The organism is Bradyrhizobium sp., from assembly GCF_036735945.1.
Taxonomy (GTDB): Bacteria; Pseudomonadota; Alphaproteobacteria; order Rhizobiales; family Xanthobacteraceae; genus Bradyrhizobium.
The window spans coordinates 64732-86599 of sequence record NZ_DAINNI010000010.1; the positions used below are offsets into that span (position 1 = coordinate 64732).

Below are 21868 nucleotides of genomic sequence, written 5' to 3' on the forward strand. Positions count from 1 at the left end.
TCCCACATCTCGTTGCGAACCTAGGCGCGACGGAGATGTTCTACGCGGCCTCCGCCAGCTCCCCTGGCGGAGGCCGTCGTCGTTTTCGAGCCGGGCAACCGCGGCGAAGGCGGCTGGCGCCATCCGATCTTCAGTGCGAACGATGCCGGATGCGGCTCTTGTCGATGAGCTGGGCATTGACGATGAGATTGCGATTCTCCGCAGAAGAGGCCATTCGCCCGGAGGCCGCGGCCTCGCACTGTGCCATGCGTCGATGCGCTATTTCCTCAGGAACATTTCCCCTCACCTCTTCGTTTTCCCTCCATCAACCGCAACGGAGGAAATATGTCCTTGGAAACCAATGAAACCGGCAACCTGATCGGCAGCGACAAGGTCGAGGGAACCGCGGTGTACGGCGCCGATCAGAACAAGATCGGCTCGATCGAGCGCGTGATGATCGACAAGAAAAGCGGCAGGGTATCCTACGCCGTTCTATCGTTCGGTGGTTTTCTCGGCATCGGCGACGATCACTATCCCCTGCCCTGGCAGTCGCTGAAATACGATACGTCGCTCGGCGGCTACGTCACCGGCGTGACCGAAGCGCAGCTCAAGGGCGCGCCGCGCTACCGCAACGACAACACCTGGAACTGGAGCGACCCGACCAGGACCCGTGCCGTCAACGACTATTACGGCGTCGCGATCTGATCTCGGTCATGCCCAACATCCGAAAGGCCCGCCCCGCGGCGGGCCTTTTGCTTGACCGCAATCGGGACCTTCGGTTTGCCTGCCAACAGAGAACCATTCTTGCTGCTTTGCGTTGAGAAGTCTTTGGGAGGCAAAGATGGGAAAATTCTTCTTGATCATTATTGCTCTCAGCGTCGCCATTTTGCTGGCGATGAGCGCGTATGTCATCAGCCTGTGACGCGATGCGACGTGTCGGCCGCTTGGCCTGGTTCGCGGGCGCCGGTGCTCTCGGCGGGGGACAATAGCTCATGCGCCGCGTGCGCAATTTGTCGCAGGGCGTTATGTCCGCGCGCAAGCAACGGCGCGCAGGCCAACGACCTCACAAGCGACTTCGGGCTGCAGCACATGGCCTGTCAATGTGATGGTTAACGGCATGGCGCGCGGAACGATTGCGCGGTCCTGGCAAACCCGCCGCTGATGCCAATACGGCGAAGGTGCCTTGAGCCGACAAGGCTCGCGATTAACCATTAGTCGTAGGCGTAGCCGCTCGGACGCCCCCGCGATAACCACCATGCGGTTGCCATCGGTGCACACGCTTTGCGGGTGCAGCGACGCGCGGTTGCGCCGGGGCCTCTTTCTTTTTTGACGGAACTGTTTAGCATGACATCGGGCCAAGCGAGCCGCGGGGACGCGAGAAGCAGCCAGTTGTCCACTCGCCGTAAGGGCAGGCGATCAAGTATTCCAGAGACAGCGTGATGGAAACGACAGGTCGCGGCATACTGCATGCCCCGCAAATGCGGGCTATGGGCATCTCTCGAGAGGCAATACTTCTCCTCATCGCAGTCCTCATTCCGGCAACATCAGCGATCGCCGCCGAGTCCTGCAGCAAGCCAGCTCAGCGCGCCAGAATCGCCGAGACGCTCAAGCTCGCCTCAGAGCAGCGGCCGGTGAACATTACCTTTCGAACCCACGCCGACGGCGTGAAACTGTCGCAGAGCCTCAAGTCGAAATATCCCGACGACATGACCATCATCCTGCAGCAGGATTTCGAGCAGCTGAACATCAAGGACGACCGCTTCGAGGTCTTGCTGCGTTTCATGGGGAATCGGGAACGTCTCACCGTGCCGTTCAACGCCATCAAGGCGTTCTGGGACAAGTCCGAACTGAAGTGCTCCGACGGCTGACGCGTCAGTCCGGCGTCGCGCGCCGAATCATGGCGCAGAGCCCGGTCATCCGCGCGATCGGATGTTCGACGAACAGGCGGCAGGAAGCGAGTGCGCCCTTCAGCGTGGCGGGCGGCGCCGCAGGCTTCAGTTGCGTCGCCAGAGTAGCACCATGCGCATAGCCAAGCGCGCGGGTCGAAAGTGTCAGTGCATTGAGCCGGCCCTGCTGCTGCAGCGGCGCCAGCATGGTTCGCACCAGCGCCAGATAGGCCGGCCAGTATGCGAGATGCCGGTACATGCTCGCGATCAGTTGCGGTTCAGCGTCCTCGCCGAACGTATTCAGTTCGCCGACCAGCGCCGCGACTTCCGGATCGAGCGCATCCATCGGCGGCAATTCCGGGATCCTGGCGGCGGACGGCTTTGGCGCTGAAACGGCGGCCGCCAATGCGGGCGCCGGTCGCGGCTCGTAGTGAGCCAATAGCGCCGAGAGCACGACCAGCGCCAGCGCATTCGTATGCTGATAGCTGTCGAGCACGCCGCGGATGAGCGCGCGTTCGCTCCCGTCCACGCCGGCGGCCAGCAAGGTGTCGGCGGAAAAGCCGGGCCAATCCGGCAACGCGATCGTCTGCCTGACGGCTTCGGCATGCAGCGGTGCGTCGCCGAGATAGAGCGGACGCACCGTCGACCAGGTCCATTCCAGTGCGCCCGGCATGGTCGCGAGGTTGCGCCAGATCAGGTTGACGACGCTGGTGCCGAGCACCTTGCGGATATCGGCATAGATGTCGGCAATTTCGCCGCGCGCATCGGATTCGAGAATCGACGGAACGCTCTCGGCCATCACTGCCATTTCATGTGAATTTGGCCTCCACGCGGCCGAGGCCCTCGAGCTCCATCCTCACGCTGTCGCCGGCCTCGAGCCAGACCGTCTTCACCAGGCTGCCCGTGAGCACGATCTGCCCGGCGTGCAGCCCCCTGCCTTCCTCGGCGAGATGATTGGCGAGCCAGGCCAGCGCGTTGTGGGGATGGCCGAGCACGTCTGCGCCGGTGCCGTGGCCGGCCTCCGTGCCGTTGATGACGGCGCGGCCCTGCACCTTGAGCAGGTCCGGCGCCTTGACGCGCGCCACCGCCTGGCCGAGCACGCAGCCGGCGGCGAAGAAATCATCGGCAACGAGCGTCGGTACGCCCATCGTCTCCCATTTGACGTAGCGGTCGTCGACGATCTCGATCGCCGGATGATAGGACTCGATCGCCTCCATCACCCACTCCGCAGTGAACGGCGCCTCCGACGGCGCCAGGCTGCGTGCAAGCCGCACCGCGATCTCGCATTCGACCCCGACCCTGACGTAATCGCCATGGCGCAGCCGGGCGCCGCTGTCGTGAACGCCCTTTTCGAACACGCCGCCGGCGCAGGGATGGGGGATGTCGAGATATTCCTGCATCACGGCGCTGGTGCAGCCGATCTTGTAGCCGACCAGGCCGCCGGTCTGCGGCAGCAGGAGATCGTGGACGGCGCGTTGGATGCGATAGCCCTCGGCCTCATCGCCCGGCGCGAGATCAGCGGGGAGCGAGGCCAGCGGCGCTCGGTTGCGGCGGGCCGTGGCGATGGTCTGGGCGGCCGCAAGAATGTTGTCCATCAGCGGCGGCTTTCTCGGTTGCGACCTGCAGCGCTGACCGGTTCGCGGTCAGACGCCAGGCATTATCCTACTCGTCGCGATAAACCTTCTCGCGCTTCTCGTGCCGTTCCTGCGCTTCCACCGACAGCGTTGCAATCGGACGGGCCTCCAGCCGCTTGAGCGAGATCGGTTCGCCGGTCTCCTCGCAGTAGCCGTAGGTATTGTCCTCGATGCGTTGCAGCGCGGAGTCGATCTTGGAGATCAATTTGCGCTGGCGGTCGCGGGCGCGCAATTCGATGGCGCGATCGGTTTCAGAAGAGGCGCGATCAGCCAGATCCGGATGATTGACGTTCTCTTCCTGAAGCGTCTGCAGGGTGATCTTCGATTCCCTCAGGATCTCATCCTTCCACGCCAGCAGCTTGGCGCGAAAATAATCGCGCTGGCGGTCGTTCATGAAAGGCTCTTTTTCGGAGGGTCGATAGTTCTTCAACTTTTCCAAGGCCAGCCCATCTTCGCGTGCAAGGCGGGGCGGAAAATTGTCCGTCCGCGCGGGCCTTATATAGCGACGGGTTGTGACAGACAATATCGCCCCTACCCTTGAGAGTACCTTGGGGGTATCTCCCCAAGGCCTTGCACAGGCAAAGTTATTGGGCTTGCCCCTTTTTCAATAGCCGACGGTGAATCGCTGGCGGATATGGGCCGGCCGCTCGATCTCGTCGGCGAGTGCAACTGCGAAGTCCTCGAAGGAAATCGAGCTTTTGCCGTCGGTAGCGGTCAAAAGCCGGTCGGTCCCAAGGCGGAACCTGCCGGTCCGCTCGCCGGGCGTGAACAGGGCCGAGGGCGACAGGAAGGTCCAGTTGAGTTCCTTCTCGGCCCGAAGCAGGTCGAGAAACGCGGCGCCGGCCTCGGCCTCCGCCTTGTATGCCACGGGAAAGCCCGGCGTGGTGACCAGCCGGACGCCGGGTGCCACTTCAAGGCTGCCGGCGCCGCCGACGACGAGGTACCTGCCAACCTTCGATTCGCCGGCGGCCGCGATCAGCTTGGCCGGATCGCTGGCCAGGAAACGAACCGAACTGATCGCTACGTCATGGCCGGCCAGCAGGCGGGCAAGGCCGGCCTGATCCGTGACGTCGCCGCTGACGGGCGTGACATTGGCCTGGGCGGCGACCTTTTCTGGATGGCGGACGATGGCGGTGACGCTGTGGCCGCGGCGGGCTAGTTCGGCGGTGATGCGCGAACCGGCGTTACCGGACGCGCCGATGACGGCGATCTTCATGGAAAGTCTCCCTGCGATACGCGAATTTGGTATCCAACGGTGACTAGATAGCGAAAAGGATGTAAGTGTGAAGAGAGCACTTCCGGGTCACCTGATTACGCCGGAGTAACCGCCGTGAAAGCCGCCAATTCGAAAATCCCGAATGCCTATTCGGCCGACTGCCCGACCCGCCAGATTCTCGATCGCGTCGGCGACAAATGGGCAGTGTTGATCCTGCTTCTCGTGCGCGACGAAGCGATGCGCTTCAACGCGTTACGTCGCGCCATTGAAGGCATATCGCAGAAGATGCTGAGCCAGGTTCTCAAATCGCTTGAACGCGACGGGCTGATCAAGCGCCGTGTCATCGCTACCGTGCCTGTCACGGTCGAGTATTCGATCACGCCGCTTGGCGCGACGCTCGCCGACGCCGTCGATCCGTTGCGGGACTGGGCGGAGAAGAATCTGAAGGAGGTATTAAGCGCGCAGCGCCGTTACGACGCGGCGCGCAAGGACATGGCGGCGTGAGCCACGCCGTCCGCAGGCGATGACATCCGTTTCGATCTAGAACCGTTGCCCGGCCTTGGCCAGTTCGACCTCGACCCGAAGCTCGATTTCGGAGAGCACGGCATCGAGGCCGGGATCGCCGGAGGAGGACTTCAGGTTTGCGGCAGCGTCGCGCAGCCGGTTCACCGTCGAGGCGTCGAGGTTGCCGGAAAGCAATCCGATCTTGAGTTCGTCGAGCACGTCGAGCGCGCCCCTGCCCCGCGCCACCGATCGCTTGCGGCGCTCGGCCGGATCCTCGACGCCCTGCAGGGCAAGCAGCGCATCGATGTTCCCGGCGGCCTTGGGTGCGGCGGCCGAGCGCGTCTCTTCGGGCGTAGCCGGCGTATCCGGCAACGAGAAGCCGGTCGAACTGGTTCGCCGCGTGTGGCTCGCAGGCGATCCAAGCGTGGTGCCGTTCGGTCCGTAGATGCGCATCGTGGTGATCTCACCGTGAGAGTCGCCCCGACCTTCGCCTTCTTATGGTTAATGACGCGTAAACGGCCCGGCAAAATCTGCCGACGTGCGGCAGTTTCGCCCGTCATGGTGAAGCGGGAGCGACACCAGCGCTCCAGCATACATCCAGCAATATCAACGGATTGCAGCCGCAGCGCGAGATGGCACGTCCTTCGCATAGTTAATCGCGGACCGCCGTCATGGGAGTGGCGCCGCGGTCCGGTGGAATACTCGAGGGGAGCACAGGATGCCCGGCATCCGTTCGGCAAAACTGATTTGGGCGGCCTGTGCCGCGCTGCTGGCGCTATCGCTGTCGCCGGCGGGTGCGACGTCGCGGATCAAGGACCTCGCCAATATCGAAGGCGTGCGGCAGAACCAGTTGATCGGCTACGGCCTCGTGGTCGGCCTCAACGGCACCGGCGACACCCTCAACAACATCCCCTTCACCAAGCAATCGCTGCAGGCGATGCTGGAACGGATGGGCGTCAACATCCGTGGCGCCACCATCCGCACCGGCAACGTCGCCGCCGTCATGGTCACCGGCAACCTGCCGGCCTTCGGCACCCAGGGCACGCGGATGGACGTCACCGTCTCGGCGCTCGGCGATGCCAAGAACCTGCAGGGCGGCACCCTGCTCGTCACCCCCCTGCTCGGCGCCGACGGCAACGTCTACGCGGTCGCCCAGGGCTCGCTCGCCATCTCCGGTTTCCAGGCCGAAGGCGAAGCCGCCAAAATCACCCGCGGCGTGCCGACGGTCGGCCGCATCGCCAACGGCGCCATCATCGAGCGAGAGATCGAATTCGCGCTCAATCGCCTGCCCAATGTTCGCCTGGCGCTGCGCAACGCCGACTTCACGACAGCCAAGCGCATCGCCGCCGCCGTCAACGACTTCCTCGGCGTAAAGACCGCCGAGCCGATCGATCCTTCCACGGTGCAGCTTTCGATCCCGGCCGAGTTCAAGGGCAATGTCGTCGCCTTCCTGACCGAGATCGAGCAGTTGCAGGTCGATCCCGACCTGGCCGCGAAGATCGTGATCGACGAACGCTCCGGCATCATCGTGATGGGCCGCGACGTCCGCGTCGCCACCGTGGCGGTGGCGCAGGGCAATCTCACCGTGACGATTTCCGAAAGTCCGCAAGTGAGCCAGCCCAACCCGCTGTCGCGCGGGCGGACCGTGGTGACGCCGCGCACCGGCGTCAGCGTCAGCGAAGACGGCAAGAAATTCGCCATCGTCAGGGACGGCGTCTCGCTGCAGCAGCTCGTCGACGGCCTCAATGCGCTCGGCATCGGACCGCGCGACCTGATCGGCATCCTGCAGGCGATCAAGGCCGCCGGCGCGATCCAGGCCGACATCGAGGTGATGTGATGAACACGGTCGCCAATACCTACAACAAGGCAGCGCTGATCAACGGCCGCAAGGACCTGCAGCTCGCCGAAGCGCTGACCAAGGTTTCGCCCGAGGCGCAGAAGAAGACCCGCGCCAAGGCCGAGGAGTTCGAGGCGATGTTCCTCAACTCGATGTTTTCGCAGATGACCACCGGCGTCAAAGGCGACGGTCCGTTCGGCGATACGCCCGGCACCGGCGTCTGGCGCTCGATGCTGACCGACGAATACTCGAAGTCCTTCGCCAAGTCCGGCGGCATCGGCATTTCCAACGATGTCTTCCGCACCTTGATCCTGCAGCAAGCCAACCGCGCCGGCTGATCCAAAGGAACCCGACATGAATCCGCGCCCTCAGGCCAGCCCCGCCCCCGCAAGAGCAATCTCCACGCCGGCCGAGGCGCGCAAGCTCGCGGAAGAACTGGTGAACGTGATGAGCGCCCTGCTCGGCGTCATCGAGCGAGAAACCGAACTGGTCCGCGCCGGCAACGTGCGCGAGGCGATGCGTCTCGAAGATCAGAAGGGCGACCTGTCGCGCCGATACATGGTCTCGGTCGAAAATCTCAAGAATGCGCAGAGGTACCTGGCGCAAGTATCGCCGGAATTGCTGAACACGCTGCGCCGCCATCATGACACCTTCCGCGCGATGCTGCAGATCAATCTCACGGTGCTGGCGACCGCGCACGCCGTGTCGGAGGGCATCGTCCGCGGCGTCAACGCCGAGATCCAGCGCAAGAACATCCCGAGCACCTATACGGCCGCGGGACAGCGCGCGACGCCGGGGCCGCGCAACATGACCCCGCTCTCGGTCAGCCGATCGCTATAGGCGCTGCTGCCTTCGATTGCCTACAATTTTAACTGAATTTGCGCGCCCGGATCAGCGCGGGATTCAGCGTGTTCCCTAACATCGCGTTGAGGTATCGGGGACTATATTGCCACCCACGAGGGGTTGGGATTTGACTCGCAGCAAGCCAGGAGGCTGCCATGAGTACAGATTTCAGCATCAAACCGGTGGGGGCACCGGTTGCCGCGCCGATCGTTCAGCACGTGAGCGAGACGGCCCAACATGCGGTCGCAACCGATCTGCCGGCGAGCCAGAGCGTCTCGGCGGTGGAGCCGAGTGCGCGCGCCTCAACCGATTCCGCCGCGGTCCGCGTCTCCATTTCTAATGCTGCAGTATCGAACCAGGTCGTGATCGACCGCGACGCCCGCGCCGTCGTCTATCAAGTCGTCGACGTCAAGACGAGCCAGGTGGTGAAGCAGTTTCCCGAGGAAGCCGTGCTGCGCCGCCGCGCCTACTTCCATACCCTTGACCTGACCAGGGACGCGCCGCAGCGGGTTCGCGCCACCGATCGCAAGGCTTGAGCCATCGCGGGCTTTTGGTCGATCGCAGGAACAAGTGGATGGCCAGTTGGTGCGCGGGAGTCCGCACCGCCGCTCAGGAACGCTTCGCGTAGGCCTGATCGAGGTAGGTTTGTCCACTGGCGGAGTCGGTGACGACGTTCTTGACCAGCGCCGTATTGTTTCCCGTTAGCGTGAACTTCGTGTCGCCGATCCTGAACGCATTGTCCTTGATCAGCACTTCCTGAAATTTGCTGGTGGCGCCGCTCTGGTATTGCACCTTGGCGCGGAAGCCGGTGATGTTCGAGACCGTGATCTTGAACGTCTTCTGGTCGGCGTATTTTCCAGTCCAGCCGCCCTCGTACAGAGCCGGATCGACCGCCACATAGGGCGTCTTGGTCGGGACCGTCATCCCGACCGTTTTATAGTTGGCCGCAATGATGCTCATCATGTCGGCCATGACTATGGCTCCCGTTCCGCCGTTAGCGGCGGCCCGCCAGGCCGGCGGCGAGGTTGCAGTTGATGTCGATCAGCGACTTCAGCTTTGCCGGATCCGGATTCATCTGCATGTCCACCGTCTGCTTCATCACAAATACGCCGATGTTGGCGATGTTCTGGCGCACTTCGATCGACTGCGGATTGTCGTCGGTCTGCGCCGCGCTCATGAATATCGACCAGAGCCGGCGATTGAACAGCAGCGCGTTCTGCATGGCCTGGCCGGGACCTTGCCAGTTGGTCTGGACTTCCTGGAGCTGTCGTGCGGCCTTCAGCAGCGCCTGCGCTTCGATTTCACGGGGCGACGACGTCGTTTGCGACGTGCGAGCGTAGGCCTGGGCTGCATTAGACATTCACTAACCTCGGTGAGAGCGGCTCGCAGGACGACCGCGGGGAATTCGGAGAAACTGCCTAACTTTCATACAGATAGTGCCTTTAAATATGGTTAGCGGGCGTTACGAGTTGTGTCAGCAGCGCGCCGAAAATTCCATATTTTCACCACCATGCCCGTCATCGGTTCTGATGGAATTAAGATCGAGGCTCCAATTTTTTGTTTCGATGCTCTTTCTTCACGCGATCGATCTTCAGCTCTCATGAAAAAAGACGGCGAGGTTTCCCCCGCCGTCTTGATCGTTGAGATCGTCGCCTGGCTTAGCGCAGGAGTTGCAGCACGCTCTGCTGCGACTGGTTGGCCAGCGCCAGCGCGGACACCGCGATCGACTGGCGGGTCGACAGCGCCTGGCTGTTCGCCGCTTCCTCGTTGGTGTCGGCCAGCGTCAGGTTCGACGAGCCGGTCTGCAGCACGTTGATCAGGTTCTTCGAGAAATCCTGACGGATCTGCACGATCGACAGGTTCGAACCGAAGGCGGAAGCCTGCGAGCGCAACGTCGACGACGCGCCGCTCAGCGCCGTCACGATGTCGTTGATCGCAGCGTTGTCCTTGAAGGCGCCCGTGTTCAGGACGTCGAGGCCAAGGCCCGCCGGGTTGAAGTTCACCCCCTGGATATTCAGCGTGGACTTGCCGGTTTCGTTGAAGGTCAGCTTCAGCGTGTCACCGCCGAGCAGGTTGATGCCGTTGAACGACGCGTCCTGCGAGGTGGTGGTGATCTGGTTGATGATGTTGTTGTACTGAATGACCAGGTTGTCCCGGGTCAGCTTGGCCGACGGGTCGACAATCGGTGCCGGAGCCGTGGTACCGGCAGCGAACGCCTGGCCGGCGCCAACCGCGGAACCGGTGATCGCACCGATCGTGGCCGAAGCCGCTTCGTTCGTCGTGGTGATCGTCAGCTTGCCGGACACGAACGTGGCCTGCAGGTTGTTGGCGGCAAGGGCCTCGTTCAACTGGTTGAGGTTGGAGACGCGGCCGGGAGCCGCACCGAACACGATGTCGGTGGCGGTACCGCCGCCGGTCGCTGCGATGTGCAATGTCTGGCCTTCCAGCACGCCCGGGACCTGCGTGCGAGCCAGGGTCACGCCGCCCGGCAGACCGAGCGCCGTGAGAGCGGCAGCGTTATTGCTGGACAGCGTCAGGTCGCTCAGCGAGCCGGTGTTCAGCGTGATCTGGCCGCCGGTAATGGTCGAGGGCGTCGACGAGCCGGTCAGGCCGTCGATCTTCGCCAGCAGGCCGGTGACGTCGCTATCGACCTTGATTTGGTTCGGGTCGTTGCCGAGCGTGTTTGAGGCCACGAAGGTCAGCGTCTTGCCGTTGACCGTGATGGTGTCACCCACCGCGAAGCCATTCGCCAGCGACGGTGCGGTGCCGTCACCTGCGCTGAGCTTGGTGGTCCCGGCCAGAGCCGCAGGCGACACTGCGCCACCGCCACGAGTAGCAGTGCTTTGAGCAACAGTGTTGATTTCGAGCGCGGCGGCGGCGGTACCGGTCACGACGAGGTCGGCGGCCGTACCGGACCTCAGGGTGATGATGCCGCCCGTTGCCGTCGACGCGTTGGCCGGCGTCGTGTTACCCGACAGGGTGTCGATCGCGGTCATCAAATCGCTCAGCGAGGTATCGACACCCATCGTATAGGCGGCGCCCGAACCGACGAGGCCATTCGCGCCCGCCTGGAACGTGATCGTCTTGCCGTTGACAACCAGCGTGTTGCCAGCCGCGACCGGAACGGTGAGGGCCGACAGAAGCGACGAAGCGGTCGCATTGACCGGGCCGGCCGTCTCGAGCTGGCCGCCCGGGGTAGCTACCGCGGTGCTGGTATACGCAGCGCGCTCCGGAGATGCAGCACCAGTAAACGCGGCGTTGGTCGGATTCTGATCGGCGACGAGATTGTCGGCCGTAGCGCCCGCGATCACGCCGGACGTAAACGACGACTTGGTCGAGAAACCGACCGTCGTCTGCAACGCCTGATTGGCGACCGACTTGGCGGAGTCGACGAGCTTTTGCAGCGAGGTGATGCCGGTGTTGGCGGCCTGCAGCACCTGCACGCCGTTGCCGATGCTGTCGAGGAGATTGTTGATGTCAGCGGCGCGCGCATCAAGCGACGCTGCCGTGAAATAGTTGGTCGGGTTGTCGAGGGCGGTGTTGACCTTCTTGCCGGTGGCAAGGCGATTCTGCGTGGTGGCGAGCAGATCGGCGGTCGACTGCAGCGAGAGGAGGTTCTGGCGAACCGAAGCCGAGAGAACAATACCGGACATCTTTCATACCTTTCTGGTGTGAAATTAAACGAGCACGATCCCGACCTCTCGGCCAGGTGACGCCCCACTCTGGAAGCAAGTCTCTAAGAAAAAATGAATTTGACCCGACCGGACGTCCGTAAAAGGCAGCAAATTTTTGCGTCTGAATTCATTCCGTATTTCTACGGGGCGCATTCAGAAAAGTCCCGTCAAACGGGTACATTTCGCATCTTCACGATTGGTTAACCATCATCGGGAAGGATGCCGAATCTGCCGGCGGGCACGACAACGCGCGGAATGCGCCAAAGGGAGAACAGGCATGGCCTTGAAAGTCGAGCTCAAACCGCACGAGCGAATCATCATCGGCGCCTGCGTGGTCACCAACACCGATCAGCGCGCCAGGCTACTGATCGACGGCGACAGGATTCCGATCCTGCGCGAGAAAGACATCCTGACACCCGATACCGCGGACACCCCGGCCAAGCTGGTCTACCTCGCGGTACAGCTGATGTACCTGTCGCCGGATCCGATGGCGCACCACCCGACTTATTTCAGCCTCGTCCGCGAAATCATCTCGACGATGCCGAGCGCATGGCCCTTCATTGAAGCCATCAACAACTACACGCTGAACGGCGATCTCTATCATGCGCTGAAGGAAGCGAAGAAATTGATCGGCCATGAGGAGCAGATTCTGGAGAGCGCCCGCAAACTGCAAACGTCCGGGCAGGCCGACCGCAAATCCGCATAACGGCGACCTGTCGCTTGACACGAAAGAGGCCTCCGCAACGAGGCCTTCTTGCCTGAGAACGGAAGTCGCCCGATCAGATCGGCAGGAACTTGGTCAGCGTGGTCTGGTAGAGCATCGACGTCGTCTGATACGAGGCCTGCAGGCTGGTCTGCAGCGCCAGGATCTTGGTCGCGACTTCGTCCTGGTTGATGCCCTCGATCTGGTCGAGCATGGTCTGCGCCATTCCCTTGAGCTGGGTCTGGCGATCGGTCGATGCCTTGATGGCGTTCTGCGCGCCGGCGAACTCCGCCTGCATGTCCTGTATCGACTGCTGGCCGGTCTGCGGCGCCAGGTTCGCCGAGATACGCTGCTGCAGCGCGTTAATCTGCGCCTTCGAATTCGGATTGCTGGCGTTGGTCGTCACCGCCGCATACACCGCGATATTCTGCAACTGGTAGCGCAGCGCCTGCTCGTTGGCGCGCGCGCCATATTGCACCGTCACCGACTGGTCGATACGCGCGATCGCGGTGCCGCGTGCCGGATCGGTCCCAACTTCGCCGGTGTACCACGACACCGTGTTGGCCGAAGTGCCGCCGATCAGATTGGTGGCAGTCGCAAACGGCGGGCCGTTGACCCGCAGCGGCGCGGCGGTCGCACTCGGCGTGCCGCTGAAGCCAAGCGCCGTGAACGCCAGGGCGTTCGAGCTCGAGATCGAGAGAGCATCGCCGTCTCCACCGTGCAGCGCAATCACACCGCCCGTGACCGTCGATGGCGTCGTGGTCCCGGTGATCGCATCGATCTTGGCGAGCAAGGCCTGCACGCTGTCGGTGACGTTGAGCTGGTTGCCGGTGGCGCCGGAGGCGACGAAGGTGATCGGCGTGCCGTTGACCGTGATGGTGTCGCCCGCTGCGAAGCTGGCAGAGAGCGAATCCGTGTTGGCCGCGCCGGAAAGCAACGTCGCACCGGTGATCGGCCCCGGCACGGTATTCTGGTTGTTTTGGCCGCTTCCGACCAGCGTCGCCGACGGATTGAAGAAATTGTTCGACGCGGCGATCGCCGAAGCGGCGACCAGCGAGGTGTCGCTCAGCGTCTGGATCGAGGACGTCAGCACGGCCTGCATGTTGGCCGTCGCCACTACGGGGTCGGCATCGATCAGGAAAGAACCGGCCGGCGGCGGATTCTTCGTGGTCGCGGTCAGCGTGAAGGCTTCGCTGGTGCCGTCCGGCAGGTTGAAGTTGAAGGTGAACGTGTCGCCATCACCTGGATTGGCGGCGCCGAAATCGATGACCGTCGCCGGCGGCGCCCCGGCCGGTTGCGTCACGGCGCCCGGCAACGATGAGGTGACGGGGCCGAGCTTCAACCCGAACGAAGAACCGTCCTCGGCAAGACTGGTCACCGGCATGAGCGGCGGTGACGATACCGTCAGATGCCCCATATTGCTGACGCCTTGATCGGCCTGGCGGCGCTCATTGATCAGCTGCTTCAGACCGGCCTGCGTTCCCACGCCATTGAGCATGACGTCGGCCGGTACCGTCGCTCCCGTGTCGGTGGTGCGGCCCGAAAAAAGATAGCGATCGCCGGATTGGCTGTTGAGCAGCGACACCGCGTTCGAGAACGCCGCCTGCGCCGTGATCTGGCCGGAGGTCTGGCCGCTGTCATTGAGTATGATGGTCGAGGTGCTCGCCGCGCTCTTCACCGAACTTCCGATGTCGACCATCCCCTGCAGCGCAAGATTGACGACGCTGAGCCGCGTGTTGACGTTCTTCGCGGTGTCCGAGAAGGCGTCGATGCTGCTGACCTGCGCGCGCAGGCTGAGCGCAAAGCCGCGATTGGCGCCCTGCCCCGCATAGGTCGTCGAGACCCGGCCGCTGGCGAGTTGCTGGGTCAGGCCATCGAGCTGCGCCCGCAGCCCCATGATCGCGGTCCCGATATAGGATGTCCTGCCGTTAACGCCATCAATCGACATGAAACCCTCACATGGCCTGGATCAGCGTGTCGTACATCTGCTTGATGGACGACATCACGCGGGCGTTGGCGGAATAGGCATTCTGCAGCGCGAGCAGATGCGCCATCTCGTCGTCGATATTGACGCCGGATGCATCGGTGACCTTCTTCTGCAGCGTATTCAGCACCACGGCCTGACCGTCCGAGAGCTGCTTGGCGGAGGTCGCAGCCTCGCCCTGCTGGCTGATGAACTGCTTGGCGAAGTTCAGCAGCGTTCCGGTGAACGGCGCGGCGGTGGTCCCGATGCCGCTCTGCGGCGAGTAGCGATAGCTCCCCGTCTGCAGTTGCGTGAGAATGAAGTCCGAACGGGTGGTGTCGCCGGCCGCGGTCAGCGGGCTGGTGGAAAATACGATGGTGCGCGAGGGGTCGCCGAGCAGCCCGAGGTTGACGCTGATGCGGCCGGCAAGCCCCGTCACCTGCGGACCGTTGGCCGTGAGCGCGCCCGCATAGATCCCGCCATTGTCGGTGAACAGCGGAAGCTGGGCATTGCCGCTGGTCAGCGACGACATCGTCGTGGTGACCGAGGCCGACAGCACGTCCGAGCGATTCGGAGCACCGTCGTCCAGCACGCGCAAGGTCGAGCCCGATGGATTGGCGAACTGCAGATTTGCAGTCGTTCCGAGCGCGGCGTTAAGCTGGGAAACCACCGACGCCATACCGCCGGAAAAATCGACGCCCAGCACCTCGTCGTTCGGATCCAGCGTCGCGTTATTGCTCAGCGGCAGCACGCTCGGATCGTCGACGCGCACGATCGAGAGATTGTGCGTGACGCCTGTGGTGTTGTCCTTGTAGCTGACGTGAATGACGTTGCCGGACTGCAAGCCGGCGAGATCGAGATCATAACCTGCCTGCGGCAGGACCGAGGCCGGAGCGGCGGCGCCGGCGGTCGTCTTGTCCGACAGCGAACTCGACATCGCGGCCGCGAACTGGTCGATCTGCGCCTGCGCCTTTACGAGCGTATTGTCGCGCAGCTCGAGATAGGCGGCGATCTTGCCCGAACGGATCGAGTTGGTCGACACCAGATCGTAGCTGCCGCCATGCGGGAAGTTGATGGTGATGGTGCCGACGTTGCTCTTGCTCGGATCGGTCGGATTGTAGAGCGTATTGGGCGTCATCGTGCCCTGCGGGTTGAAGGACAGCTGAGCTGCCTCCGTCCCCACCAGTTGCACGCCGGAATTGGTGAACACGGTCACCTGGTTCAGATCGTTGACGACCGTTCTGATATCCATCAACGCCGATAGCTGCGTGATGTACTGGTCGCGCTGGTCGAGCAACGACGCCGTCGCGGCGTCGGTCTTGCCATTGTTCTGCAACTGGTTGTTGATGAACGCGATCTGGGCCATCGCGTTGTTCGCCGTAATGATGGAATCGTTGATGCCCATCTCGGCGTTGGCGCGAAGATTCTGGATGCCCTGCGTCGTCGCGTTGAGTGTCTGCGCCATCGTCTGCGCGGCGCTGACGGCGCCGATCCGCGCCGACTGCGAATCCGGGCTGGTCGACAGGCCCTGAAAGGCGGTCAATAGTTTGTTGAACGCGTCCTCGATGGTTCCCGTTTCGGACGGATTTCCGTAAACGCTCTGCAAATTCTGCAGGAAGGTCGAGCGAATATCGGCATAGGCCGCGCCGGAGGTTTCGGTGCGCAACGCAGTCTGCAGATATTGATCGAGCTGGCGGTCGACGCCGTGCAGCAGAACGCTCGAACCGTAGTCGCCGGTTACGCCGGCGGACTGGATGACCGTTTTCCTGACGTAACCGGGCGTTTCGGCGTTGGCGACGTTCGATCCAACCAGGGAGATCGCGGCTTGCGTGGCGCGCAGGCCGGACATCGCGGTAGAGAGAGCCTGACTCAAACCCATGACTGATTGCCCATCTCAAATCGCATTCGCGAACGAACCGCCGCGGATCAGCGCAGCACGTTCAGCAGGTCCTGCACCATCGTGTTGGAAGTCGTGATCACCTTGGTATTGGCCGAGTAGGCCTGCTGGGTAACGATCAGCTTGGTGAACTCGTCTGCAATGTCGGTGTTGGATCCTTCCAGCGAGGAACCGACGATGGTTCCGGCCTTGCCGAACAGCGCCTGTCCGGATCCGTCGGTGACCTCGAACGCACCGCCATTGACGCGCTTGAGGAAGTTGGTGCCGTTGAAGGTCGCAACCGAGATTTCGGCGAGGTCGAGGTTACGGCCGTTGGAGTAGTTGCCGACGATACGGCCATTGGTGCCGACGCCTACCGACTGCAACTGACCGGCCGGGAAACCGTCCTGCTGGATCTGGTTGACCTGCACGTTGCCGTTGGCGTCGGCGAATTGGGTGACGCCGCCGGTGCCGAAGTTGATGACGGGGCTGCCCAGCGCCACGCCGTTGACCACGGCGTTGTTGAGCTGCACGGACGGAACGGCCGGCGACATCTGGCCCGAGGCGGAGAAGGTGAAATTGGTGTTGACGTTCTGCCACGCGACCTGGGTGCCGGTCGCGTTGGGATTGACCTGGTAGAACAGGTTCCAGGTGTCGGTATGGCCCGCGCCCAGCGTAGCGCTGTCGGACTTGGCCCAGCGGAACTGCAGGTTCACCGGGGCGCCCGAGATGTCGTAGGTCGTCACCGCGCCGCCCGCGATCGATTCCCCGAGGAACGTCGAGTTGTCGTTGCCGATGACCTGGCCGGTGCCGGTGCCGCCACCGCCGCCGCGCGTCGCCGTCACAGTGCCGGTAAAGCCGAGCGCGGCGAAAGCCGCGGTGTTCGAGCTCGATACCGAGAGATCGGAGAGAATGCCGGAATGCAGTGTGATCGAGCCGGTGGCAATCGTGGACGCGGTCGCCGTACCCGTGATCGCGTCGATCTTGCCCAGCAAGGTCGCGATGTCGTCCCCGATGTTGACCTGGTTGTTGCCGACGGCGCCTGACGCCACGAAGGTGATGGTCTGGGCGTTGACCGTGATGGTGTCACCGATGATGAAGTTGGACGCGATCGAATCGGTACCGGCCGCGCCATTGAGCAGGGTCGCGCCCGTGTTCGCCACCGACGGCGTCGCCTTGTTGTTCTGGGTGGTGCCGCTTCTGGAGGCGTCGGTATAGGGCGCCGGCGGCGTACCGAGCGAGAGCGGATTGTGTCCGGCGCTATACGATCCCGGTACGATCAATTCCGATCCCGGAACGGAGACGTCGTGCTTGGTCGTCAGCGGATAGCTGGCGAGGTTGGCGCGATAGTCGATCCTCGTCGTCTGCTGCGCCGGCAGGAAGTCGTTCTGGAATCGGAGAACCTGCGGCGAGCTGCCGGAGGGGTTGCCCGTGGTCGGGTCGATCGGCACGCCCTGCAGATAGTAGCCGGCGCCGTTGACGAGATAGCCGCTCTTGTCGAGCTGGAAATCGCCGCGGCGGGTGTAGCGGTCGACACCGTCGAACACCGGCGTGCCGTCGGTGAAGTTGCCGGGATGTTGAACCGCGAAGAAGCCGTTGCCGTTGATTGCCATGAAGGTCGCGACCGAGGCCGACTGCACGTCGCCCTGCACCGAGTTGGTGGCGCGGGATTGCGTGGTCACGCCGCCGGCGAGCTGCGCCGTCGTGGCGGTCTGCGGAATCAGATCGAGAAACGAGGTATCGATGCGCTTGAACGCCGTCGTCTGCGAGTTGGCGATGTTGCCGGAGACGTTTTCCAGCGCGTAGGAGTTGGCGCGGAGGCCGCCGACCGCGGTGGTTAGAGCGCCGAAGATACCCATGACATTTTCTCCAAATTCGATCCGGGGCGGCTCGGAAGACCAGGCCGCGTCGGGAGAACGTGTCGCAAGCGGTGTGCCAAACCACAACTCTCATATAAATCAATCACTTAACGAAAAAACCCCGGTCCGAGGACCGGGGCACATTTGCCGGGCGGGCAACAATTGCCGGGTATCGGCCGCCTATGAGGCCTGCGGCCCGGCCGGGTGAAACACCATCCCGAAGCCGTCGATGCAGTAGCGTAAGCCGGTCGGCTGCGGCCCGTCTTCGAAGACGTGGCCGAGGTGACCGCCGCAGCGGCGGCAATGGACTTCGACGCGCGCCATGCCGAAGGTGCGGTCCTCGGTCTTGCCAAGGGCATTGTCGAGCGGCTGCCAGAAACTCGGCCAGCCGGTGCCGCTCTCGTATTTGGTGTCCGAGGAGAACAGCGGCAGATCGCAGCCGGCGCAGGCGAAGACGCCCTTGCGCTTTTCCTTCAGCAGCGGGCTGGAACCCGGCCGCTCGGTGCCGTGCTTGCGCAGGATATCATACTGCTGCGACGTTAGCTGCGCGCGCCATTCGGCGTCGGTCTTTTCAACCTCGAATTTCTCGGCGGCCTGCGCCGGCGTCGAGCGCAGCCAACGGAAGGCGGTCAGGCCAAACAGGCCGGCAACGGATGTGAGCAGGATACGGCGGTCGAACATGGAAATCTCCGTGCGTGGCGATCATGACGTCGCCATCAGATACGGGCCAGAAATGCCGACGTTACATCGATCCGTCCGGAATTTTCTCACTTTCCTGCGAGGCAGCGAGCGGGATACCGCTGTCCTGCGGCTCGGCCGGCCGCGGCGGCTGCGGCCGCACCGGGCGTGGCGCGGCCGGCGGCGGACGGGTTCCGGCCTGCCGGTTGGCCTCCGCCAGGCGCGCCTCGCGAACGCGTTCCCGGGCGCGGGCGCCTTCACGGTAACGAGCCAGCGCTCCCGCGGCGGCGGAATGGCCCCGCCCCCACAGGCCGATCAAATGGCCCGCGACGCGGCCGGTCGCGCCGCCCGCCCAGACCAGTTCGAACGGCGAGAACAGTTTCCAGCGATCGTCGCCCAACAGGATGCTGCGGGAGATCATCTGCCCCGCCATCGCCGAGGTGTTCAGCCCCTGCCGGCCAAAGCCGCTGGCGACCCACAGCCCTTTGCGCAACTGGCCGATCTGCGGCATGCCATGCACGGTCACGCCGACGGCGCCGCCGAACGTTTCGGCAATCGGGACCTTGCCCAGTCGCGGGAAGACGGTCGCGATGCGGCGCTGAATGGCTGGACCGAACCGGCCGGGACGCGCGTCCCAGGTGGTTTCCGGGCTCGCCCACATCAGCCGATCGCCGTCCACGATCCTGAAATGATCGATGCCGTCGCTGTCGGCCACCGAGCCTCTGAAAGCGATCACCTCGGCGAGCCGCTCCCCCAGTGGCTCGGTCACGGCCGCGTAGCGCCAGACCGGCAGCAGCGTCTCCGACAGGCGGCGCAATGGTGCGCCGAGATGGACATTGCCGGCGAGCACGATGTGCGAGGCGCGCAGCCGCGCCGACGGCGTCACGATGCGCTTGCGAATCCCTGACGGATCGATGCTGACGACAGGCGTATCCTCGAAGATGCGCGCCCCCGCCCGCCGTGCCTGCGCGGCAAGACCGCGGACGTATTTGCGGCCGTCGATCTGGAACGCGCGCGGAAAATAGATACCGTGGTAATAGCGCGCCGTCCCGAGCTGGTCGCGTACGCGGTCGACCTGCCAGCCCTCGACCTCGGTTTCGAAGTCCCCGCTCAATGTCTGCAGCCGGCTGATCAGCGTTTCGCCGCCATCGACATTGGAGACCTCCAGCGCACCCTCGCTCAGTGCGATTCCAGGCATTGCCTCCTCGGTGGCGGCGGCCCGAACGTAATCCGCCCCCTCCTTCGACATCGCCCAGAGCTCGCGCGCATCCTCGATACCGACGCGCTCGATCAGGTCGCCGATTGGAAGGCTGTAGCCTGGCATGACGGTGCCAAGCTGGTGTCCGGAGGCATTCCAGCCGACATGCCGGCCTTCGAGCACGGCCACGCTGGCGCCGAGGCGCGCCGCCTCCAGCGCCACGGTGAGGCCGGCAAGGCCTGCTCCCACCACGCAAATGTCAACATCCAGGTCGAATGAAAGACGCGAGCGAAAGGGCGCGTCATCCTCGGGGCCGTTGGTCGCACTTGTGAAAGTCTCGGGCATGGCGTTTCTTACGGACCGCTGCGGCGCTTGTCACCTTGTCGGCGACATGAGCTTGTAGATTAGTCCAGACTAAGACCGAATCGAGAATGCGCCCATGCGCCGTTTGATGCTGCTGCGTCACGCCAAGACCGAACACGACGCGCCTTCGGGCCATGACCACGACCGCCGTCTCGACGAGCGCGGCCGGCTGGACGCCGCCGCGATCGGAACCTGGATCGGCCGGCATCCGCCCTTTCCCGATACCGTCATGGTCTCCACCGCGGTGCGTGCGCGGCAGACCTGGGAGATCGCGAGCGACGCGATGAAGGATGCAGCGCGGGATGGCTCGCCGCAGCCGCATGTCGAACTGCTCGACGAGATCTACGGTGCCGAGCCGACGCAGCTCCTCAAGATCATTCGCATGGCCGATGTCGCCGATCCGAAGCGGTTGATGCTGATCGGCCACAATCCCGGCATGCACGAACTGGCGCTGATGCTCGCCGGCAGCGGCGATGCCGCGGCGAAGAAGTCACTCGAGGACAATCTGCCGACCGCTGGCCTTGCCATCCTGGATTTTGCGATCGACGACTGGAGCGAAGTCGCCTTCCGCCACGGCAAGCTGGTGCGCTTCACCAGTCCGAAATTGCTGAAGCAGTCGCTCGACGATTGAGGGGCTGCGGACATCGAGGCGCGCCGTGCTAAACTGACGCCCGCTTTCGCGCGAAATGACGACAAGTTCGCTTACAAGTTTGCTTGAGAGAAAACACGTCAAAACAAAGGGCTGGAGTCGGCTTCCGACAAATCGGAACCGGACCGTTGCCTCGGGAGACGAAGATGTTCAAGTCGATTCTCGTGCCGATTGATCTGGCCGATACCGATCTGGCCAAGCCGGCGATCGCCACTGCCGCCACGCTGTCGCAGACATGGAACGGCAAGGTGCGCCTGCTCAACGTGTTGCCGATGACGCCGACGATGCTGGCCGAATATGTGCCTGCCGATTTCGATGCCCAGCAGCGCGCAACGTCGGAGGAAGCGCTCGCCATCGTAGCCAGGGAATCCGGTATCGAGGCGCCCCGCATTTCCATCGCAGTGCGGCAAGGCGGCATCTATCACGAGATCCTCGAAGAGGCGGCAGCGATCAAGGCGGACCTGATCGTGATGACTTCACACCGTCCGGCAATGCGGACCTATTTTCTCGGGTCCAACGCCGGCCACGTCGTCCGTTACGCCAAGTGCTCGGTGCTGGTAGTCCGGCACTGATGGCACGGCGCCGCTGAATGGCGGCGCCGGACACCTCACATCATCCGTCCGAACGTCGGATCGATCGCGCCGTATACCGCCGATTCGATCTGGCTGCGCTCGACCCCGATGTCGCGAAGCGCGCGATCGTCCAGTTCACTCAGGGTTTTGACGGCCTCGCGGTGCGCGAAATAGGTGACGACGTCGTTCGCCCAGCGTCCGAGCAGGCCAAAAAATCCGGCCGGGCTCTTCCGGGAAGCAGGCTGGCCTGCCGTCTGGGATATCGTCGTCATCGTCCTTCTCCTTGCTGCTGCACGGCAACCGCTGCCACTGGCTAAAACGCCGCGAGGCGCTTGAACCTTCCAATGATCTGATTGCTTGCACCCCTCTCAGTGCAATCATGGGCTTGATAGGCTCTAAATGATCCGATACATTTCTCGGTGCAAGGAAAACAT

Annotated in this window: 24 protein-coding genes; 10 read left to right on the forward strand and 14 right to left on the reverse strand. The window is 63.5% G+C overall.

Going from position 1 to position 21868, the window contains the following annotated elements; translation table 11 throughout:
• The first annotated feature begins 324 nt into the window (after positions 1-324).
• Together V7E26_RS05885 and V7E26_RS05890 are read left to right on the forward strand one after the other, a co-directional pair.
• Positions 325-684, forward strand: coding sequence for a PRC-barrel domain-containing protein (locus tag V7E26_RS05885; RefSeq protein ID WP_324414481.1), 360 nt, complete (start codon positions 325-327; stop codon positions 682-684).
• A 782-nt stretch (positions 685-1466) separates the two neighbouring features.
• Complete coding sequence (locus V7E26_RS05890; RefSeq protein WP_324414483.1) at positions 1467-1847, forward strand: ClpXP protease specificity-enhancing factor SspB; 381 nt, start codon at positions 1467-1469, stop codon at positions 1845-1847.
• A 4-nt stretch (positions 1848-1851) separates the two neighbouring features.
• Here the strand turns inward: V7E26_RS05890 and V7E26_RS05895 are convergent, their stop codons facing one another.
• The 4 genes from V7E26_RS05895 to V7E26_RS05910 form a co-directional block, all read right to left on the reverse strand.
• Positions 1852-2664, reverse strand: a complete 813-nt coding sequence (locus tag V7E26_RS05895) for a hypothetical protein (protein WP_324414485.1) — start codon at positions 2662-2664, stop codon at positions 1852-1854.
• A 10-nt stretch (positions 2665-2674) separates the two neighbouring features.
• The gene (locus V7E26_RS05900; RefSeq protein ID WP_324414487.1) at positions 2675-3460 is read right to left on the reverse strand and encodes a 2-keto-4-pentenoate hydratase; all 786 of its coding nucleotides are present in this window, start codon (positions 3458-3460) and stop codon (positions 2675-2677) included.
• A 67-nt stretch (positions 3461-3527) separates the two neighbouring features.
• The gene (gene dksA, locus V7E26_RS05905; protein ID WP_324414489.1) at positions 3528-3893 is read right to left on the reverse strand and encodes an RNA polymerase-binding protein DksA; all 366 of its coding nucleotides are present in this window, start codon (positions 3891-3893) and stop codon (positions 3528-3530) included.
• A 210-nt stretch (positions 3894-4103) separates the two neighbouring features.
• Positions 4104-4715, reverse strand: a complete 612-nt coding sequence (locus V7E26_RS05910; RefSeq protein WP_324414491.1) for an NAD(P)-dependent oxidoreductase — start codon at positions 4713-4715, stop codon at positions 4104-4106.
• 114 nt (positions 4716-4829) lie between these two features.
• On the opposite strand from V7E26_RS05910, the gene V7E26_RS05915 reads away from it, so the two are divergent.
• Positions 4830-5219: a winged helix-turn-helix transcriptional regulator gene (locus V7E26_RS05915; protein ID WP_324414493.1), complete on the forward strand. Its 390-nt coding sequence runs from the start codon at positions 4830-4832 to the stop codon at positions 5217-5219.
• 36 nt (positions 5220-5255) lie between these two features.
• Here V7E26_RS05915 and V7E26_RS05920 read toward each other — a convergent pair whose 3' ends face one another.
• Positions 5256-5672 (reverse strand): flagellar assembly protein FliX, encoded by a 417-nt coding sequence (locus tag V7E26_RS05920; RefSeq protein ID WP_324414495.1) that lies wholly within the window; start codon positions 5670-5672, stop codon positions 5256-5258.
• Positions 5673-5937: 265 nt separating this feature from the next.
• Here V7E26_RS05920 and V7E26_RS05925 point away from each other — a divergent pair, with 265 nt between their 5' ends.
• From V7E26_RS05925 to V7E26_RS05940, 4 genes are all read left to right on the forward strand, one after another.
• Entirely contained in the window at positions 5938-7056 is a 1119-nt protein-coding gene (locus V7E26_RS05925; RefSeq protein ID WP_324414497.1) for a flagellar basal body P-ring protein FlgI, read from the forward strand.
• On the forward strand, positions 7056-7394 hold the full coding sequence (gene flgJ / locus V7E26_RS05930) for a flagellar assembly peptidoglycan hydrolase FlgJ (protein ID WP_324414499.1): 339 nt from the start codon (positions 7056-7058) through the stop codon (positions 7392-7394). The genes V7E26_RS05925 and flgJ overlap by 1 nt, the downstream gene beginning before the upstream one ends.
• 16 nt (positions 7395-7410) lie before the next feature.
• Positions 7411-7896, forward strand: a complete 486-nt coding sequence (locus V7E26_RS05935) for a hypothetical protein (protein ID WP_324414501.1) — start codon at positions 7411-7413, stop codon at positions 7894-7896.
• 158 nt (positions 7897-8054) lie between these two features.
• Positions 8055-8435 (forward strand): hypothetical protein, encoded by a 381-nt coding sequence (locus tag V7E26_RS05940; RefSeq protein WP_324414503.1) that lies wholly within the window; start codon positions 8055-8057, stop codon positions 8433-8435.
• Between the two features lie 73 nt (positions 8436-8508).
• On the opposite strand, the gene V7E26_RS05945 is transcribed toward V7E26_RS05940, so the two are convergent.
• The 3 genes from V7E26_RS05945 to V7E26_RS05955 all read right to left on the reverse strand — a co-directional run bounded on the left by V7E26_RS05945 (position 8509) and on the right by V7E26_RS05955 (position 11552).
• Entirely contained in the window at positions 8509-8871 is a 363-nt protein-coding gene (locus tag V7E26_RS05945) for a hypothetical protein (RefSeq protein WP_324414504.1), read from the reverse strand.
• Between the two features lie 22 nt (positions 8872-8893).
• Positions 8894-9259, reverse strand: coding sequence for a flagellar biosynthesis regulator FlaF (gene flaF / locus V7E26_RS05950; RefSeq protein ID WP_324414506.1), 366 nt, complete (start codon positions 9257-9259; stop codon positions 8894-8896).
• Between the two features lie 298 nt (positions 9260-9557).
• The gene (locus V7E26_RS05955) at positions 9558-11552 is read right to left on the reverse strand and encodes a flagellin N-terminal helical domain-containing protein (RefSeq protein ID WP_324414507.1); all 1995 of its coding nucleotides are present in this window, start codon (positions 11550-11552) and stop codon (positions 9558-9560) included.
• Positions 11553-11850: 298 nt separating this feature from the next.
• Between V7E26_RS05955 and flbT the strand changes: the two genes are divergently transcribed.
• On the forward strand, positions 11851-12279 hold the full coding sequence (flbT, locus tag V7E26_RS05960) for a flagellar biosynthesis repressor FlbT (RefSeq protein ID WP_324414508.1): 429 nt from the start codon (positions 11851-11853) through the stop codon (positions 12277-12279).
• 73 nt (positions 12280-12352) lie between these two features.
• On the opposite strand, the gene V7E26_RS05965 is transcribed toward flbT, so the two are convergent.
• From V7E26_RS05965 to V7E26_RS05985, 5 genes are all read right to left on the reverse strand, one after another.
• Positions 12353-14224 (reverse strand): flagellar protein, encoded by a 1872-nt coding sequence (locus tag V7E26_RS05965; protein ID WP_324414509.1) that lies wholly within the window; start codon positions 14222-14224, stop codon positions 12353-12355.
• Between the two features lie 7 nt (positions 14225-14231).
• Positions 14232-16118 (reverse strand): flagellar hook-associated protein FlgK, encoded by a 1887-nt coding sequence (flgK, locus tag V7E26_RS05970; protein WP_324414510.1) that lies wholly within the window; start codon positions 16116-16118, stop codon positions 14232-14234.
• 47 nt (positions 16119-16165) lie between these two features.
• Positions 16166-17974 (reverse strand): flagellar hook protein FlgE, encoded by a 1809-nt coding sequence (locus V7E26_RS05975; protein ID WP_324414511.1) that lies wholly within the window; start codon positions 17972-17974, stop codon positions 16166-16168.
• A gap of 180 nt (positions 17975-18154) precedes the next feature.
• Positions 18155-18655, reverse strand: coding sequence for a peptide-methionine (R)-S-oxide reductase MsrB (gene msrB / locus V7E26_RS05980; RefSeq protein WP_324414512.1), 501 nt, complete (start codon positions 18653-18655; stop codon positions 18155-18157).
• Positions 18656-18716: 61 nt separating this feature from the next.
• Entirely contained in the window at positions 18717-20195 is a 1479-nt protein-coding gene (locus V7E26_RS05985) for an NAD(P)/FAD-dependent oxidoreductase (RefSeq protein WP_324414513.1), read from the reverse strand.
• A 94-nt stretch (positions 20196-20289) separates the two neighbouring features.
• Here V7E26_RS05985 and V7E26_RS05990 point away from each other — a divergent pair, with 94 nt between their 5' ends.
• Positions 20290-20844, forward strand: a complete 555-nt coding sequence (locus V7E26_RS05990; protein ID WP_324414514.1) for a SixA phosphatase family protein — start codon at positions 20290-20292, stop codon at positions 20842-20844.
• 164 nt (positions 20845-21008) lie between these two features.
• Positions 21009-21434, forward strand: coding sequence for a universal stress protein (locus V7E26_RS05995; protein WP_324414515.1), 426 nt, complete (start codon positions 21009-21011; stop codon positions 21432-21434).
• 35 nt (positions 21435-21469) lie between these two features.
• Here the strand turns inward: V7E26_RS05995 and V7E26_RS06000 are convergent, their stop codons facing one another.
• Positions 21470-21706, reverse strand: coding sequence for a DUF1127 domain-containing protein (locus V7E26_RS06000; RefSeq protein WP_324414516.1), 237 nt, complete (start codon positions 21704-21706; stop codon positions 21470-21472).
• Positions 21707-21868 lie beyond the last annotated feature (162 nt).

What these genes read in the sequence shown, in the direction of transcription:
- V7E26_RS05885 (WP_324414481.1), top strand. Translation starts at nt 325, where the DNA reads ATGTCCTTGGAAACCAATGAAACCGGCAACCTGATCGGCAGCGACAAG.
- V7E26_RS05890 (WP_324414483.1), top strand. Translation starts at nt 1,467, where the DNA reads ATGGGCATCTCTCGAGAGGCAATACTTCTCCTCATCGCAGTCCTCATT.
- V7E26_RS05895 (WP_324414485.1), bottom strand. Translation starts at nt 2,664, where the DNA reads ATGGCCGAGAGCGTTCCGTCGATTCTCGAATCCGATGCGCGCGGCGAA.
- V7E26_RS05900 (WP_324414487.1), bottom strand. Translation starts at nt 3,460, where the DNA reads ATGGACAACATTCTTGCGGCCGCCCAGACCATCGCCACGGCCCGCCGC.
- dksA (WP_324414489.1), bottom strand. Translation starts at nt 3,893, where the DNA reads ATGAACGACCGCCAGCGCGATTATTTTCGCGCCAAGCTGCTGGCGTGG.
- V7E26_RS05910 (WP_324414491.1), bottom strand. Translation starts at nt 4,715, where the DNA reads ATGAAGATCGCCGTCATCGGCGCGTCCGGTAACGCCGGTTCGCGCATC.
- V7E26_RS05920 (WP_324414495.1), bottom strand. Translation starts at nt 5,672, where the DNA reads ATGCGCATCTACGGACCGAACGGCACCACGCTTGGATCGCCTGCGAGC.
- V7E26_RS05925 (WP_324414497.1), top strand. Translation starts at nt 5,938, where the DNA reads ATGCCCGGCATCCGTTCGGCAAAACTGATTTGGGCGGCCTGTGCCGCG.
- flgJ (WP_324414499.1), top strand. Translation starts at nt 7,056, where the DNA reads ATGAACACGGTCGCCAATACCTACAACAAGGCAGCGCTGATCAACGGC.
- V7E26_RS05935 (WP_324414501.1), top strand. Translation starts at nt 7,411, where the DNA reads ATGAATCCGCGCCCTCAGGCCAGCCCCGCCCCCGCAAGAGCAATCTCC.
- V7E26_RS05940 (WP_324414503.1), top strand. Translation starts at nt 8,055, where the DNA reads ATGAGTACAGATTTCAGCATCAAACCGGTGGGGGCACCGGTTGCCGCG.
- V7E26_RS05945 (WP_324414504.1), bottom strand. Translation starts at nt 8,871, where the DNA reads ATGGCCGACATGATGAGCATCATTGCGGCCAACTATAAAACGGTCGGG.
- flaF (WP_324414506.1), bottom strand. Translation starts at nt 9,259, where the DNA reads ATGTCTAATGCAGCCCAGGCCTACGCTCGCACGTCGCAAACGACGTCG.
- V7E26_RS05955 (WP_324414507.1), bottom strand. Translation starts at nt 11,552, where the DNA reads ATGTCCGGTATTGTTCTCTCGGCTTCGGTTCGCCAGAACCTCCTCTCG.
- flbT (WP_324414508.1), top strand. Translation starts at nt 11,851, where the DNA reads ATGGCCTTGAAAGTCGAGCTCAAACCGCACGAGCGAATCATCATCGGC.
- V7E26_RS05965 (WP_324414509.1), bottom strand. Translation starts at nt 14,224, where the DNA reads ATGTCGATTGATGGCGTTAACGGCAGGACATCCTATATCGGGACCGCG.
- flgK (WP_324414510.1), bottom strand. Translation starts at nt 16,118, where the DNA reads ATGGGTTTGAGTCAGGCTCTCTCTACCGCGATGTCCGGCCTGCGCGCC.
- V7E26_RS05975 (WP_324414511.1), bottom strand. Translation starts at nt 17,974, where the DNA reads ATGGGTATCTTCGGCGCTCTAACCACCGCGGTCGGCGGCCTCCGCGCC.
- msrB (WP_324414512.1), bottom strand. Translation starts at nt 18,655, where the DNA reads ATGTTCGACCGCCGTATCCTGCTCACATCCGTTGCCGGCCTGTTTGGC.
- V7E26_RS05985 (WP_324414513.1), bottom strand. Translation starts at nt 20,195, where the DNA reads ATGCCCGAGACTTTCACAAGTGCGACCAACGGCCCCGAGGATGACGCG.
- V7E26_RS05990 (WP_324414514.1), top strand. Translation starts at nt 20,290, where the DNA reads ATGCGCCGTTTGATGCTGCTGCGTCACGCCAAGACCGAACACGACGCG.
- V7E26_RS05995 (WP_324414515.1), top strand. Translation starts at nt 21,009, where the DNA reads ATGTTCAAGTCGATTCTCGTGCCGATTGATCTGGCCGATACCGATCTG.
- V7E26_RS06000 (WP_324414516.1), bottom strand. Translation starts at nt 21,706, where the DNA reads ATGACGACGATATCCCAGACGGCAGGCCAGCCTGCTTCCCGGAAGAGC.